This window comes from Diaphorobacter aerolatus, from assembly GCF_014489535.1.
Lineage (GTDB): Bacteria > Pseudomonadota > Gammaproteobacteria > Burkholderiales > Burkholderiaceae_C > Diaphorobacter_A > Diaphorobacter_A aerolatus.
This window is the reverse complement of record NZ_CP060783.1, coordinates 1,734,424-1,749,999: the sequence shown is the minus strand read 5'-3', so window position 1 is coordinate 1,749,999 and position 15,576 is coordinate 1,734,424. Positions and strand designations below refer to the sequence as shown.

General features: G+C 61.6%; 8 protein-coding genes and 2 pseudogenes. All 10 read left to right on the top strand.

All coding sequences use genetic code 11. The features are described from left to right. Window positions 1-13 precede the first annotated feature (13 nt). The 10 genes and pseudogenes from H9K75_RS08125 (at window position 14) to H9K75_RS08080 (ending at window position 15,528) form a co-directional block, all read left to right on the top strand. Window positions 14-1,591 carry an Ig domain-containing protein gene (locus H9K75_RS08125; protein WP_187725385.1) on the top strand — a complete coding sequence of 526 codons (1,578 nt, stop codon included), beginning with the start codon at window positions 14-16 and terminating at the stop codon, window positions 1,589-1,591. 169 nt (window positions 1,592-1,760) lie between these two features. After that, window positions 1,761-2,901, top strand: a pseudogene (gene aroB / locus H9K75_RS08120) (3-dehydroquinate synthase). Then, window positions 2,894-4,105, top strand: a complete 1,212-nt coding sequence (locus H9K75_RS08115; protein ID WP_187725384.1) for a deoxyguanosinetriphosphate triphosphohydrolase — start codon at window positions 2,894-2,896, stop codon at window positions 4,103-4,105. Before aroB ends, H9K75_RS08115 begins: the two are co-directional and overlap by 8 nt. 89 nt (window positions 4,106-4,194) lie before the next feature. Then, window positions 4,195-4,833 (top strand): DUF1415 domain-containing protein, encoded by a 639-nt coding sequence (locus H9K75_RS08110; RefSeq protein WP_187725383.1) that lies wholly within the window; start codon window positions 4,195-4,197, stop codon window positions 4,831-4,833. Between the two features lie 5 nt (window positions 4,834-4,838). Then, window positions 4,839-5,786, top strand: a complete 948-nt coding sequence (locus H9K75_RS08105; protein WP_187725382.1) for a class I SAM-dependent methyltransferase — start codon at window positions 4,839-4,841, stop codon at window positions 5,784-5,786. A gap of 201 nt (window positions 5,787-5,987) precedes the next feature. Then, a complete protein-coding gene (locus tag H9K75_RS08100) occupies window positions 5,988-7,406 on the top strand; it encodes an alkaline phosphatase (RefSeq protein ID WP_187725381.1) in 1,419 nt (472 codons plus the stop codon). Window positions 7,407-7,454: 48 nt separating this feature from the next. Then, a complete protein-coding gene (locus H9K75_RS08095; protein ID WP_187725380.1) occupies window positions 7,455-8,966 on the top strand; it encodes an alkaline phosphatase in 1,512 nt (503 codons plus the stop codon). 97 nt (window positions 8,967-9,063) lie between these two features. After that, window positions 9,064-9,846, top strand: coding sequence for a hypothetical protein (locus H9K75_RS08090; protein WP_226858603.1), 783 nt, complete (start codon window positions 9,064-9,066; stop codon window positions 9,844-9,846). A gap of 69 nt (window positions 9,847-9,915) precedes the next feature. Beyond that, on the top strand, window positions 9,916-10,617 hold the full coding sequence (locus tag H9K75_RS08085; RefSeq protein ID WP_187725379.1) for a transposase: 702 nt from the start codon (window positions 9,916-9,918) through the stop codon (window positions 10,615-10,617). A gap of 178 nt (window positions 10,618-10,795) precedes the next feature. Continuing rightward, window positions 10,796-15,528: pseudogene (locus tag H9K75_RS08080) on the top strand (glutamate synthase-related protein). The last annotated feature ends 48 nt before the right edge of the window (window positions 15,529-15,576 follow it).

Here is a 15,576-nt window from a genome sequence, read left to right as displayed (position 1 = left end):
TAAGGTGAATGAGATGAAAAATATTTTGAGGCTGTCGTCGCTTCTCGCGATCGCGACACTTGCTGCCTGCGGCGGTGGTGGTGGAAGCGGCGGTACGTCCGCGCAGCAATACAGTATCGAGTTGAGGACCGAGAAGTCGTCGCTGCCGCTGAACATAAATCCTGGGCAGAATGGCGCCGGAATAGGGGCTTACGCCAACTATACGACCACTCTCTATGTGAGCGCGAAAACGGGCGGCATGGTCGTTCCGGACAAAATCGGGGCGTTTTCCTGTAATTTGGTACAAGGACTGGATTCCGGAGCTTTGTATTATCTGGACGGCAAGTCCGAGCATGAAACGGATGTTAACGGGATTAAGACGCCAACAGCGTATCGTTCCATCACTCTTGACTCAAATTCAGGCTCCGCATCCTTCCACTTCCACGCTGGGGAAAAGGTGGGCACGGCCCAAATCCGTTGCACGGTCGTTGATCCGCGTGATGGCAAGTCCTATTCCAGTGACGTGAGCATCACCGTTGGCGCGGCGACTGGCAAGGCTGCATGGATCACGGGGCGCGCGCAAGCCGATACAACGCTCGGAACCAGCACCAACGTGATCAATTTGCCGACCAGTGTTGCCGTGCAGGCCAACGTGTTTGACGATGCCAATCAGGCCATCGCCAATCCGAGTGCCGCGAATTTGCAGGTGAGCATTCGCCCCACAACGGCTGCTGCGTCGGGCGCAAAGCTCGCCTGGGGTAGTCAGGTGGGAGGCGTGGTCCAGATGGCGACCTCGGGTGGCATTGGGACCTTTGCGCTTCGCAGTGGAGCGGAAGCGGGTCCGATTCTGCTCGAGTTTGTGACCGATCGCAGCGACAACAATATCGCCAACGGCATTCAGGATCCGGTTTCTTCGCTGCTGGTGGTGAATGCGGTGGAGCAAATTGCGTCGAGTATGCCTTTGACCATTGCGACGACCACAATCCCCGACGCTACCTTGGCCGCTCCTTATAGCCTTGTATTGGAAGCGACCGGCGGCAATGCTCCTTACACGTGGTCAGTGACGGGTGCTCTGCCCCCGGGCCTGACATTGAATAGCGCGGGCTTGATCACCGGTGTGCCTTCAGCCAACGTTACCGGCTCGTACAACTTCAGCTTGCGGGTCACTGATTCGTTGGGCAAAACGGTATCGCAGAATGTGACGATGACGGTGGGTGGTTCGCCAACCTTCACTCCGCTCAATATCACGCTGAGCGGTTGCAGCATCGAATCCGGCGCTTCGTGCGCGTTGCCAAGCGCTACCAGCGGACTGCCGTACATCTACGCGTTTTCCGCCACGGGTGGTGATTCGACGGCGCCCATCGTGTGGAGTGTTCAGCCCAGCAATTGGCTGACGATGGGGACTTCCGGCAACACGGGCGTGCTGGCTGGCACACCTGCTTCGCCAACAGCGAAGGATCCTGGTGTGGCATGCGCTCCATACGGCTACGTTGTGACGGCTACCCGGGGTAACCTGGTGAGCTCGCGCAGGGTGACGGTCACCGTGAGGGATTGCCCAGCCATCGTTCCGGAGACTCCGGAAGGCACGGATCCAGTGACGATTGGACGTTGATCGCAGTGCAGCTCTTTTCGGATTTCTCGTCATTCGCGATGAAATCTGAATGAAAAATAAACAAGGCCCCAAGAGTCTCTCTTGGGCCTTGTTGTTTGTGGCGCGGGTGTCTTGTGCGTATGCATGTCGCCTGAATGGCGAGCCGTTTGATGTGGCTTACACTTCGGCCATGCTCATTCCCAACGCGCAACACCACGATCCCGCATCCGGTCATGGTTCAGAGGTCGACATATCCCTCGGTGACCGCAGCTATCAAATTCAAATTAGCGATCATTTGCTGGATGCGTTGGGCCGAAATGCAGGCCTGCCAACGGCTACGGCGGCGTTTGTCGTCACGAATGAAACGGTTGCTCCGTTGTACCTCGACAGGACTGTCGAATCTCTTTCGTCGTTCTATCAAACCGTGCATGCGGTCATCCTCCCGACGGCGAGGAGTTCAAGACCTGGCAGACACTTCAGAAAATCTTTGACGCACTTCTTGAAAACGGGGCCGACCGCAAAGCCGTGCTTTTCGCGCTTGGCGGGGCGTGATTGGTGACATGACCGGGTTTGCCGCGGCCAGTTACATGCGCGGCGTTCCGTTCGTGCAGGTGCCCACCACCTTGCTCGCGCAGGTGGACTCGTCCGTCGGTGGCAAGACGGCCATCAATCATCCGCTTGGCAAGAACATGATCGGTGCGTTCTACCAACCGCGGTTGGTGGTGTGTGATCTGGACACGCTCGATACCTTGCCGCCGCGTGAACTCGCTGCGGGGATTGCCGAAGTCATCAAATACGGCCCGATCTCGGACATGGAGTTCATGGGATGGCTCGAAGACAACATGGAAGCCTTGCTCCGCCGTGATCGTGCGGCGTTGGCCCATGCGGTCAAGCGCAGTTGCGAAATCAAGGCCTGGGTGGTGGGGCAGGACGAGCGTGAGGCCGGCCTGCGCGCGATTCTTAATTTCGGGCATACCTTTGGTCATGCGATTGAAGCGGGCATGGGATATGGTGCGTGGCTGCACGGCGAGGGCGTTGCGGCAGGCATGGTCATGGCGGCCGAACTGTCGCAGCGACTGGGACTTGTCGATGCGGCCTTCGTGCAGCGGTTGCGCGACTTGATTGCGCGCGCAGGACTGCCAGTGCGCGGCCCACGCATTGATGCGAGTGATAACGCGGGACGCTATCTGCAACTGATGCGGATCGACAAGAAGTCGGAGGCGGGCGAGATCCGCTTTGTGCTGATCGACGGGCCAGGCAAGGCCATCATGCGGCCAGCGCCCGACGCGCTGGTGCGTGAAGTGATCGATGCCTGCTGTGGAGATGACTGACAGCGAACGCGAGGAGCCTGGATTGCAAGAGTTCAATGCGGTTCTCGCCCCCTACGCGTGTCATTCCAATCAAAGTCGCGGACGCCGCTTTGCGCAGCCACCTGCGCCGACGCGGTCCGAGTTCCAACGTGATCGTGATCGCATCGTGCATTCCACGGCGTTTCGTCGGCTGGTCTACAAGACGCAGGTGTTTCTCAATCACGAGGGCGATCTGTTCCGCACGCGACTCACGCATTCGCTGGAGGTGGCGCAACTGGGACGCTCGATTGCCCGCTCGCTGCGGCTGAACGAGGATTTGGTCGAAGCCATCTGCCTTGCGCACGATCTGGGGCACACGCCGTTTGGACACGCCGGGCAGGACGCGCTCAATGAATGCATGAACGACTACGGCGGCTTTGAGCACAACCTGCAGAGTCTGCGTGTGGTGGACGTGCTTGAAGAGCGGTATCCCGACTACGACGGAATCAATCTCACGTTCGAGACGCGCGAGGGCATCCTCAAGCATTGTTCGCGGCGCAATGCGCAACTCATCGAACAGCGCGAGTCCGGAGGTGTCGGCGAGCGTTTTCTGCATGGCTGGCAACCCAGCCTGGAGGCGCAGTTATGCAACCTGGCCGATGAGATCGCCTACAACGCGCACGATGTGGATGACGGTGTTCGTTCGGGCCTGATCAGCATGGAGCAGCTGTGCTCGGTGCCGCTGTTCGAGCGGTATCGTCGGCAGACTCTGGAGGCCTATCCCCATTTGCCGCCGGAGTCGGGCCAGCGACGGCTGCTCAATGAAACCATCCGGCGCATGCTCAGCGATCAGGTCTACGACGTGATCCGCGCGACGTCAAAAGCGATTGCGGAACATGCGCCGCAAAGCGTCGACGATGTGCGGCGCCTGCCCGCGCTGGTGTGCTTTTCCGACGCGATGCGCGCCGAATCGACGGCGCTCAAGCAATTCCTGTTTCGCGAGCTGTATCGCCATCCCCAGGTGGTGGGAACGATGGCGCTTGCACAACGCGTGGTGAAGGAATTGTTCTCCATTTATTTTGAATCACCCACGGAAATGCCGCCTGCGCAGGCCGCCGCTGCAATGGCTTCGGGCGAGGCGATGAAGCGCGCACGCGTGGTGGCCGATTTCATTGCGGGCATGACGGATCGCTACGCCGCGCGCGAACATGAACGCCTGACGGGCACGCGGCTCTTGAACGACTGAGCCGCGGCAGGTGCATGGCCCGTGCGCGGGTGAGAAAAAAGACGAGCGCCTAAAATGCAGGCCCAGCAGGGTTCCCACGAAATACGTCCATGTCCGAAGAGCAAACTTCCGCTTCCTCCACAGATTCCACCATCGCCGCGCGCGACGAGCAGGTGATTGCCGACACCATTCAATGGCTCGAAAAAGCGGTGATCGGACTGAACCTGTGTCCGTTTGCCAAAGGGGTGCACGTTAAGGGCCAGATTCACTATGTGGTGAGCCACGCCACGGACGCGCGGGAACTGGCCGACGATCTGCATCGCGAACTGGAGGCGCTCGCGGAAATCTCTGCCGAGAAGCGCGACACGACGCTGCTGATGGCCCCTGATTGCCTGGCGGACTTTCTGGATTTTAACGACTTCTTGGAACTGGCCGACGACATGGTCGAGGCGCTGGACCTCGGCGGCATTCTTCAGGTGGCGTCCTTTCATCCGCAGTTTCAGTTCGACGGTACCGACGTGGATGACGTGGGCAATTGCACCAATCGCACACCTTATCCGACGCTGCATCTGCTGCGCGAGGAAAGTATCGACAAGGCGGTCGAGGCGTTTCCCGAAGCCGGGGAGATTTTCGAGCGCAACATCGAGGTACTGGAAGCACTGGGGAAATCCGGCTGGGATGCGCTCGACGTGGGTGCGCATGCATGTCCGCATGCGCGAGCGCCGCAGTCGCAGCAGGCGAAGGCGTGAAAGACATGTCTTCCTCCAGGCAAAAAGAGCAGCAGCAGCAACAGCGCAGGCCCGGGTTGCAGAAGCAGCATGCCTCCAAGGCCGACGCGGCCAAGGCGGCCGTGTTGGCCGAGCTGCGGCCCGGCCAGTCGGTCGAGCTTCTCAAGGAGCTGCACATTCTCACCCGCGAGGGGCAACTGAATCAGGACTCGCGCCGCAAACTCAAGCAGGTCTACCACCTCTACCAATTCATCGAACCGGTGCTGACCGAACTCGCCGCCAACGATCACGCGCCCACACTCGCGGACCATGGTGCCGGAAAGTCCTATCTGGGATTCATCCTCTACGACCTGTTCTTCAAGCAACTCGGACGCGGCGAGATCTTTGGCATCGAATGGCGCGGCGAACTGGTCGAGCGCTCGCGCGATTTGGCCGCGCAACTGGCCTTCGATCGCATGAAATTTTTCAATCTCTCGGTTGCCGCATCCACGCAGTCTCAGGAGCTGCCCGAGCGTATCGACATGATTACTGCGCTGCATGCCTGCGACACCGCAACCGATGATGCCATCGCTTTCGGGCTCGAGAAGAAGGCTCGCGCGATGGTGCTCGTGCCCTGCTGCCAGGCCGAAGTCGCTACCTGTCTGCGCCAGGGCAAGGCGCTACAGCTCTCGCGCACGCCGCTTGCCGAACTCTGGCGCCATCCGATTCACACACGCGAATTGGGTAGCCAGATCACCAATGTGCTGCGTTGCCTCTATCTGGAAGCGAGCGGCTACCAGGTCACCGTGACCGAACTGGTGGGCTGGGAACACAGCATGAAGAACGAGCTGATTCTTGCGCGCTACACCGGCCAGAAAAAGCGCAGCGCTGCGGAGCGATTGCGCGCGATTCTGGCGGAATTCGGCCTGGAGCAGTCGCTCGCCCATCGCTTTCCGCAACTGCCTGCCGCCGACCCGGATCCGGCAGCGCACTGACGAACAACCGTTATGAGCTTGATGAACGCGGGCCCCATGCGCTGATTTGCGCTGCATCAAAGGCATTCGCCGACCGCGAGAATGTCATTGGGCCGTCATTCTGGCTGACTAAATTTGTGTGACTTTGTGCAGCGATCCGCCTGTGCGTACCCGTGCGCTTTCATGCCGTGATTCGCTGCTTCCATTCAGGAGGGAATTCACATGAACCGAAAGCTTTTGTGCAGCGCCGTCGTCGGTGCAGCACTGTTGTTGAGCGCCTGTGGCGGCGGCGATCATCTGGTGACGACGTCGTCTGGCAAGAAGAACGTGCTGTTTTTTCTGGGCGATGGCATGGGCATCACCACGATAACCGCCGCGCGCATCTACAGCGTGGGCGAGGATGGCGAGCTTGCCATGGACCGGTTGCCCGAGACTGCCTTCGTGCACACCTTCTCCAACGACGCGCAGGTCACGGACAGCGCGCCATCGATGGCGGCCTACATGACGGGCGTGAAGATGAACAACGAGGTCATCTCCATGTCGCCCGATACCAAGGCCACGGATGCGGGCGGCAAGCCCTATCACAGCAACTTCGACAGCACCTGCCCGCAGACCAACGGCAAGAACGTCGCGACGCTGCTCGAGCAGATGAAGGCCGCCGGGTACGCAACCGGTGTCGTCACCAGCACGCGCATCACGCACGCCACCCCGGCGGCGACCTATTCGCACGTCTGCCATCGTGATGCCGAAAACACCATTGCGGCCGCGCTCGTGCCCGGTGGCAAGGGTTATAACGCGGCGTTGGGCGATGGCGTGGATGTGATCTTTGGTGGTGGCACCAGCTATTTCACGCCCAAGGCTGAAGGCGGCAAGCGCAACGACGGACGCAATCTGCTCAGCGAACTCAAGACGCAGAAATACAGCCTCGCGGCCAACAAGGCGGAGTTCGACAAGCTCCCCGTGGATGGCAAGGTCAAGATCGCCGGTCTCTTTTCCAAGGATCACATGGCCTATGACCTGGACCGTGACGCGAGCAAGGAACCGAGCCTCGCCGAGATGACCGGCAAGGCCATCGATGCGCTGCTCGGCCGAAACAAAGGCTTTTTCCTGATGGTCGAGGGCGGCCGTATCGATCATGCCCTGCATGCCACCAACGCCCGGCGCGCGCTTCAGGATACGGTGGCGTTCGACGACGCCCTGAAAACCGCACTGGTGAAAATGGAGAAGGCCGATCCGGGCCTCAAAAACACACTCGTGGTCGTCACGGCGGACCACGATCACACGCTGCACCTGAACGGCTATGCCCAGCGCACGGGCAAGACCGAAGCGGGCAAGCCCGGCATTCTCGGCCTCGTGAAGAATTACGTGAATGGCAAGGCGTCCACCGACGTTGATGGCAATCCCTACACGATTCTTGGTTTCGGCAACGGCCCCAACCGGCCCGCTGCGCGCGGCGTGATCAACGAGGCAGCGCTTGAGAGCCGTGACTATCTACAGGAGGCCGTCGTCCCGCTGGCCACCGAAACCCACGGCGGCGCGGATGTGTTTCTCGGCGCGCAGGGCATGGGTGCCGATTCGTTCTCCGGGGTGATCGAAAACACCGACGTGTTCAAGCTGATCAAGAAGAGCATCAGTCTTTGATGCGCACATGACCGATCTGGCATTCACAAGACACTCAAGGAATTCAACATGCACCCGATATCTTTCCGCAAATCGTTCGTTGCGCTGACTCTCGCAGGCACGCTGCCGCTCGGCGCGCAGGCCGCTGGCGAGGCGAAGAACGTGATCTTCTTTCTGGGCGACGGTATGGGCCCCGTCACGGTGACGGCCGCCCGCATCTACAAGGGCGAAAAGCAACTCGCGCAAAAGCCCGGTTCGCTTGCAAGCAGCGAACGCGCCGCGCTGGTCATGCAGTCGCTGTCGCATGCGGCGCGCGTGAAGACGTTCTCGCGCGATGGTCAGACCACCGACAGCGCACCCTCGATGGCCGCCTACATGACGGGCGTGAAGATGAACAACGAAGTCATCTCCATGTCGGCCGAGACCGTGGCCTATGCATCCGACGGCAAGCAGTACATCAACGGCGAAGATTCGACATGCCAGGCCAGCAACGGCCAGCCAGCCGTGACGCTGCTTGAACTCGCGAAGGCACAAGGGCGCGCGGTCGGGGCAGTGTCCACCACGCGCGTGGGCCACGCCACGCCGGCCGCGACCTATGCGCACATCTGCAATCGCAACGGCTACAACACGATTGCGGAGCAGTCCGTGCCGGGGCACCCAAAGTACAACGCGCGTCTTGGTGATGGCATCGACGTGCTCATGGGTGGCGGCCAGCGCAACTATCTACCCAAGTCGGTGAATCCGGCCAGCAAGCGCACGGACGACGCCAATCTGGTCGATCTGATGAAGGCCAAGGGCTACACCTATGTGAGCCGGGGCAGCGAGCTGGCGTCGCTCAACGCCACCTCGACCGGAAAGCTGCTCGGCCTGTTCACCCAAAGCGAAATGGCCTACGAGCTTGATCGCGTGAAGCAGCGGCTCGACGAGCCCAGCCTCGCGGACATGACCAGCAAGGCGCTCGACGTGCTCACGCGCAACAGCAAGGGCTTCTTCCTGATGGTCGAAGGTGGCCGCATCGATCACGCGCTGCATGGCACGAACGCCAAGCGCGCGCTCGAGGACACACTGGCACTCGACAGCGCCGTAGAGACTGCGATGGCCTACATGGAAAAGAAGGACCCTGGCCTCAAAAACACCTTGATCGTGGTGACCGCCGATCATGACCACAACATGGTATTCAACGGCTACTCGAAGATCGGCAATCCGATTCTCGGCAAGGTCAAGGACTACCAGAGCGGCGAGGTCGTCAAGGCGCAGGATGGCAAGCCCTACACCACGCTGGTGTTCGGCAATGGTGGCCGTCCCAACGAGTCGGCATCGAGCAAGGTCAACCCGGAAGACGGCAACAAACCGTGGATCGCCCCGGCACGCGGCGCATCGCGCGACGACGTCAGCAATATCGACACGACCGACGACAACTATCTGCAGGAAGTGGGCGTGAACCTCGGCACTCCGGGCGCCGAGACGCATGGTGGTGGCGACGTGATGCTGTTTGCGGGCGGCGCGGGCGCGAAGATCTTCAAAGGCACGATGGACAACACCAAGGTGTTCAACAAGGTCAAGGAAGCCGCTGGACTGTGACCTCGGCCTGGGGCCGGGCAACCCTGGCCGCATCTCTGGAACGAACCGCTGCCGTTGAATTCCGAAACGGCACCGGTTCCCGCATGAGTTTGAATCGATGAAATTTCTGAATACCTTTTCACGGCGCCGCCGCGTGGTCTCACGCGCCGTGCTCGTCGTGTGCATCGCGGCCGGTTCCGGCGCGACCGTGTGCGCGCAAACCGTTTCCGCATCGGGGCTGGATTTCGTCGCGATCACCAGTCAGGCGATCACCACCACGCCGGAGCTGGATCTGCGCATCACCTACGAAGCCGCGAGCACGGGCAACGACGGCGTCAGGCGCAGCAGCATTTATTCCAATCGCGTCTACCGCCGCACAGGCCAGGTGTGGATCGAGCGTGTCTTCCCCGAGGCGCTGCGCGAGAGCCTCGAGCATGGCCATGAGCCCGCGCATGGCCCGCATGCCGGTCATGCGCATGACGATGCACGCGCCGCGCCGCTGTCCGTCAAGCGCGGCGACGATGGCAAGGTCCAGGTGGAGGTGGTGCTTGCCAAGCTGCGCCGGGTGATCAGCGTGGATGAAGCGCATCACGGTAACGTGGGGTGGGGCGGCTCGTTCGAGAACGCATACTGGATGGTGCCGCCCGCGAGCCTCAGGAAGATGGAGCGGGTGGGCAGCGCAAGGGGCGGCGTGCAGCGCTACCGCAGCGTGGTGGGCGAGCACACGACGCTGATCGACTGGGACGTCGCCAACCAGTTTGCGCGCCGCATCGAGCGCAGCGACGCACATGGGCTGGAGCGCATCGTGGTCACCGCCGCGAAACTGCCGCTGCCGCTGGCGGAGCCCTGGAAGGCGACGCAAGGCTTCGAGCGCGGAGACTATTCCGACCTGCTGGACTGAGCGAGGCCCCAGCCTTGGCCTATCATCGGACGCTGTTTCCCCCTGCCCACGTCCGCTGCTTCGCTCTCCATGGCCCGCCTACCTCGCCTGACCCTTCCCGGCTATCCGCACCACGTGATCCAGCGGGGCAATAATCGTCAGCCGATTTTCCTAGACGCGGCCGATCGCGAGGTGATGTGGGGGCTGCTGTGCCAGTACGCGCGCGAGCAGCAGGTCGCCGTGCACGCCTACGTGCTCATGGACAACCACCTGCACCTGCTCGCCACGCCGCAGGTCGAGCGTGGACTCACGCTGCTGATGCAGGCGGTGGGGCGGCGCTACGTGCGTTATTTCAACCAGCGCCATGGCCGCTCGGGCACGCTGTGGGAGGGACGCTATCGCAATACCCTGATCCAGGCCGAGCGCCATCTGCTGCCATGCATGGCGTATCTCGATCTGAACCCCGTGCGCAACGGGCTGTGCAGCGACCCAGCGGAATTTCGCTGGTCAAGCCACGGGCACTACATCGGACTGCGCTCGGATCGGCTGATCACACCGCATCCCCTGTACTGGGATCTGGGCAATACCCCGTTTGCACGCGACGAGGCCTATGCCGCGCTGGTACGCGAAGGCGTATCGGCGACGGAACAGCGGGCGATCACCGACAGTGCCCTCAATGGCTGGGCGCTTGGCGATGCGGATTTTCTGGCATCGTTGCAACAGTCCACAGCGCGCCGCGTGGTGAAGTCGCGCGCTGGAAGGCCACCCAGCGACCAGGATCGGCGCGTATAAAACGCGGCCCCTGCCGAATTCACGGAGGTGTTTGCTATAAAAATTGATATGTCCCCAAATATCCATAGCGAAGAATGTGAATTTTTAAATCATGTTCTGACCCTAATTAAAACACTTGCGTCTTGATGTTGCGTTGCACTATTCTTGCTATCCCCGCGATAAATTGAGGAAGAGCGCCATGACTACGGCAGCAGAAATCCAGCACTTGCAAGAACACGGTTTGTATTCGAAGTCCAACGAGCACGACGCGTGCGGCCTGGGCTTCGTCGCCCACATCAAGGGTGTGAAGCGTCACGACATCGTGACCGGCGCGCTCAAGATTCTGGAAAATCTCGATCACCGTGGTGCCGTAGGCGCGGACAAGCTCATGGGCGACGGCGCGGGCATTCTGATCCAGATTCCCGACCAGCTCTATCGCGAAGAGATGGCCAAGCAGGGCGTGGAGCTTCCTCCGCTTGGTGAATACGGCGTCGGCATGATTTTCCTGCCCAAGGAGCATGCCTCGCGTCTGGCCTGCCAGCAGGAGATGGAACGCGCGATCAAGGCCGAAGGCCAGGTGCTGCTCGGCTGGCGCGACGTGCCGGTGAACCGCGACATGCCGATGTCGCCCACGGTGCGCGAAAAGGAACCCATCCTGCGCCAGGTCTTCATTGGCCGCGGCGCCGACGTCATCGTGCAGGACGCGCTCGAGCGCAAGCTGTACGTGATCCGCAAGACCGCTTCGGCCGCCATCCAGAACCTCAAGCTCAAGCACAGCAAGGAATACTATGTGCCGAGCATGAGCAGCCGCACCGTGGTCTACAAGGGCCTGCTGCTGGCCGATCAGGTGGGCGTGTACTACAAGGATCTCGCCGACGAGCGCTGCGTGTCGGCCATCGGTCTGGTGCATCAGCGTTTCTCGACCAACACCTTCCCCGAGTGGCCGCTCGCGCACCCGTACCGCTACGTGGCGCACAACGGCGAAATCAACACCGTGCGCGGCAACTACAACTGGATGCTGGCGCGTGAAGGTGTGATGGCGTCGCCGGTGCTGGCCGACGATCTGCAGAAGCTCTATCCGATCAGCTTTGCGGGCCAGTCCGATACCGCCACGTTCGACAACTGCCTCGAACTGCTGACCATGGCCGGCTACCCGATCAGCCAGGCCGTGATGATGATGATCCCCGAGCCGTGGGAGCAGCACGAATCCATGGACGAGCGTCGTCGCGCGTTCTACGAATACCACGCCGCGATGATCGAACCATGGGACGGACCGGCCTCCATCGTGTTCACCGATGGCCGCCAGATTGGCGCCACGCTGGACCGCAACGGCCTGCGCCCATCGCGCTATGTCGTGACCGATGACGATCTCGTGATCCTCGCCTCCGAAGCCGGCGTCCTGCCCGTGCCCGACAGCAAGATCATCCGCAAGTGGCGTCTGCAACCGGGCAAGATGCTGTTGATCGATCTGGAGCAGGGCCGTCTGATCGAAGACGACGAGCTCAAGGCCAACGTCGTCAACACCAAGCCCTACAAGCAGTGGATCGAGAACCTGCGCATCAAGCTCGACGAGGTGAATGTGCCTGCCGATGTGCAGCAGCCCGTGTCCGCGCTGCCGCTGCTGGAGCGCCAGCAGGCTTTCGGCTTCACGCAGGAAGACATCAAGTTCTTGCTCGCCCCATGGCCAAGAACGGCGAGGAGGGTATCGGCTCCATGGGCAACGACAGCCCGTTGGCCGTGCTGTCCGACAAGAACAAGCCGCTGTACAACTACTTCCGCCAGATGTTCGCGCAGGTGACGAACCCGCCGATCGATCCGATTCGTGAAGCCATCGTGATGTCCCTGGTGTCGTTTGTCGGCCCCAAGCCCAACCTCCTGGACATCAACCAGGTGAACCCGCCGATGCGTCTCGAACTGCATCAGCCGATCCTCGACTTCAAGGGCATGGCCAAGCTGCGCGAGATCGAAAAATACACGCACGGCAAGTTCAAGAGCGCGACCATCGACATCACCTACCCGCTCACCTGGGGCAAGGAAGGCGTGGAAGCCAAGCTCGCCTCGCTGTGCGCGCAGGCGGTGGACGAGATCAAGGGCGGCGCGAACATCCTGATCATCAGCGACCGCAACATCAGCTCCACGCAAGTGGCGATTCCTGCGTTGCTCGCGCTGTCCGCGATCCACCAGCACCTGGTCAGCGAAGGCCTGCGCACCACGGCCGGTCTCGTCGTGGAGACCGGTTCGGCGCGCGAAGTCCATCATTTCGGCGTGCTCGCGGGCTACGGTGCGGAAGCCGTGCATCCCTACCTCGCGCTCGAAACGCTGGCCGATTTGCACAAGGACATGACGGGCGAGATGTCGGCCGACAAGGCGATCTACAACTACGTGAAGGCGGTGGGCAAGGGGCTCTCCAAGATCATGTCCAAGATGGGCGTGAGCACCTACATGAGCTACTGCGGTGCGCAGTTGTTCGAGGTGGTGGGCCTGAACAGCGAGACCGTCGACAAGTACTTCACCGGCACCGCCAGCCGCGTGGAGGGCATCGGCGTGTTTGAAGTGGCCGAGGAAGCCATCCGCAACCACGTTGCCGCATTCAGCGACGATCCGGTGCTCGAAACCATGCTCGACGCGGGCGGCGAGTACGCATGGCGCACGCGTGGCGAGGAGCACATGTGGTCGCCCGATGCCATCGCCAAGCTCCAGCATTCCACACGGGCCAACAACTGGAGTACCTACAAGGAATACGCGCAGATCATCAACGACCAGAGCAAGCGCCACATGACGCTGCGCGGGCTGTTTGAATTCAAGGTCGATCCGGCGAGAGCCATCGCCGTGGAGGAGGTCGAGCCCGCATCCGAGATCGTCAAGCGTTTTGCCACCGGCGCGATGTCGCTCGGCTCGATTTCCACCGAAGCTCACGCCACGCTCGCCGTGGCGATGAACCGCATCGGCGGCAAGAGCAACACGGGCGAGGGCGGCGAGGATCCCAAGCGCTATCGCAACGAACTCAAGGGCATTCCGATCAAGAAGGGCGAGACGCTGGCTTCGGTGATCGGCGAGACACAGGTCGAGGCCAACATCGAACTCCTCGATGGCGATTCGCTGCGCTCCAGGATCAAGCAGGTGGCATCCGGTCGCTTCGGCGTGACGGCGGAATATCTGGTCTCGTCCGATCAAATTCAGATCAAGATGGCACAGGGCGCGAAGCCCGGCGAAGGCGGCCAACTGCCGGGCGGCAAGGTCACCGAATACATCGGCATGCAGCGCTACTCGGTGCCGGGCGTCGGCCTGATTTCGCCACCGCCGCATCACGACATTTATTCGATCGAAGACCTCGCGCAGTTGATCCACGATCTGAAGAATGTGGCTCCGCACGCCGACATCTCGGTGAAGCTGGTGTCTGAAGTCGGCGTGGGCACGATTGCCGCAGGCGTTGCGAAGTGCAAGAGCGACCATGTGGTGATCGCCGGTCACGACGGCGGCACGGGCGCGTCGCCGTGGTCGTCGATCAAGCACGCCGGTTCGCCGTGGGAAATCGGTCTCGCCGAAACCCAGCAAACGCTGGTGCTCAACCGCCTGCGCGGCCGCATCCGCGTGCAGGCCGATGGCCAGATGAAGACCGGCCGTGACGTGGTCATCGGTGCCTTGCTGGGCGCCGACGAATTCGGTTTCGCCACCGCTCCGCTGGTGGTCGAAGGCTGCATCATGATGCGCAAGTGTCATCTGAACACCTGCCCCGTCGGCGTTGCCACGCAAGACCCGACGCTGCGCAAGAAGTTCAGCGGCAAGCCCGAACACGTCGTCAACTATTTCTTCTTCATCGCCGAAGAAGTTCGCCAGATCATGGCGCAGCTCGGCCTGCGCAAGTTCGACGAACTGATCGGCCGTGCCGACCTGCTTGACACCCGCAAGGGCGTGGAGCACTGGAAGGCCCAGGGCCTCGATTTTTCGCGCCTGTTCGCGCTGGCCCCGGTGCCGGCAGAAGTGGCACGTTTCCATGTCGAGAAGCAGGACCACAAGCTCGATCAGGCGCTGGACATGAAGCTCATCGAGCGCTGCCAGCCTGCCATCCAGAACGGCGAGAGCGTGCGCATCATGGAAGTGGCGCGCAATGTGAATCGCTCGGTCGGCGCAATGCTCTCGGGCGCGGTCACCAGGGTGCACCCCGAAGGTCTGCCCGACGACACGATCCGTGTGCACTTCGAAGGCACGGGCGGTCAATCGTTCGGCGCATTCCTGTGCAAGGGCATCACACTGAACGTCTCCGGCGAGGCCAACGATTACACCGGCAAGGGGCTGTCGGGTGGCCGCATCGTCGTGCGCCCGAGCCATGAATTCCGTGGCGCGTCGACCGCCAACACCATCGTCGGCAACACCGTGATGTTCGGCGCGACGCGCGGCGAGGCATTCTTCGCGGGCGTGGCCGGCGAGCGTTTCGCGGTGCGCCTGTCGGGTGCCACGGCAGTCGTCGAAGGCGTGGGCGATCATGGCTGCGAATACATGACCGGCGGTACCGTGGTCGTGCTCGGCAAGACCGGGCGCAACTTCGCGGCCGGCATGAGCGGCGGCGTGGCCTACGTGTTCGACGAGGACGGCCAGTTCGACTCGCGCTGCAACATGTCGATGGTTGCGCTCGAACGCATCCTGCCTGCCGAAGAGCAGAACTCGACCGTGGCACGCGGCATCTGGCACCGCGACCAGACCGACGAGGCGCAGCTCAAGAAGCTGCTCGAAGACCATGCACGCTGGACCGGCAGCCGCCGCGCCCGCGACCTGCTGGACAACTGGGCCGCATCGCGCAGCAAGTTTGTGAAGGTCTTCCCGACCGAATACAAGCGCGCGCTGTCGGAAATTTATGAACGCATGGTGCTTGAAGACCCCGCAACACCTCCCGTTGCGACCAAGACCAAGAAGGAGACCGCTCCCGCCAAATAAGGCGATGCGGCCGGCCACTTCAAGCAACCGAGATTCATAAATTCAAGG

Bases quoted from the DNA above. Each gene is read 5' to 3' on its own strand.
- H9K75_RS08115 (WP_187725384.1), top strand. From the start codon at position 2,894: ATGACTGACAGCGAACGCGAGGAGCCTGGATTGCAAGAGTTCAATGCG.
- H9K75_RS08100 (WP_187725381.1), top strand. From the start codon at position 5,988: ATGAACCGAAAGCTTTTGTGCAGCGCCGTCGTCGGTGCAGCACTGTTG.
- H9K75_RS08125 (WP_187725385.1), top strand. From the start codon at position 14: ATGAAAAATATTTTGAGGCTGTCGTCGCTTCTCGCGATCGCGACACTT.
- H9K75_RS08090 (WP_226858603.1), top strand. From the start codon at position 9,064: ATGAAATTTCTGAATACCTTTTCACGGCGCCGCCGCGTGGTCTCACGC.
- H9K75_RS08105 (WP_187725382.1), top strand. From the start codon at position 4,839: ATGTCTTCCTCCAGGCAAAAAGAGCAGCAGCAGCAACAGCGCAGGCCC.
- H9K75_RS08095 (WP_187725380.1), top strand. From the start codon at position 7,455: ATGCACCCGATATCTTTCCGCAAATCGTTCGTTGCGCTGACTCTCGCA.
- H9K75_RS08085 (WP_187725379.1), top strand. From the start codon at position 9,916: ATGGCCCGCCTACCTCGCCTGACCCTTCCCGGCTATCCGCACCACGTG.
- H9K75_RS08110 (WP_187725383.1), top strand. From the start codon at position 4,195: ATGTCCGAAGAGCAAACTTCCGCTTCCTCCACAGATTCCACCATCGCC.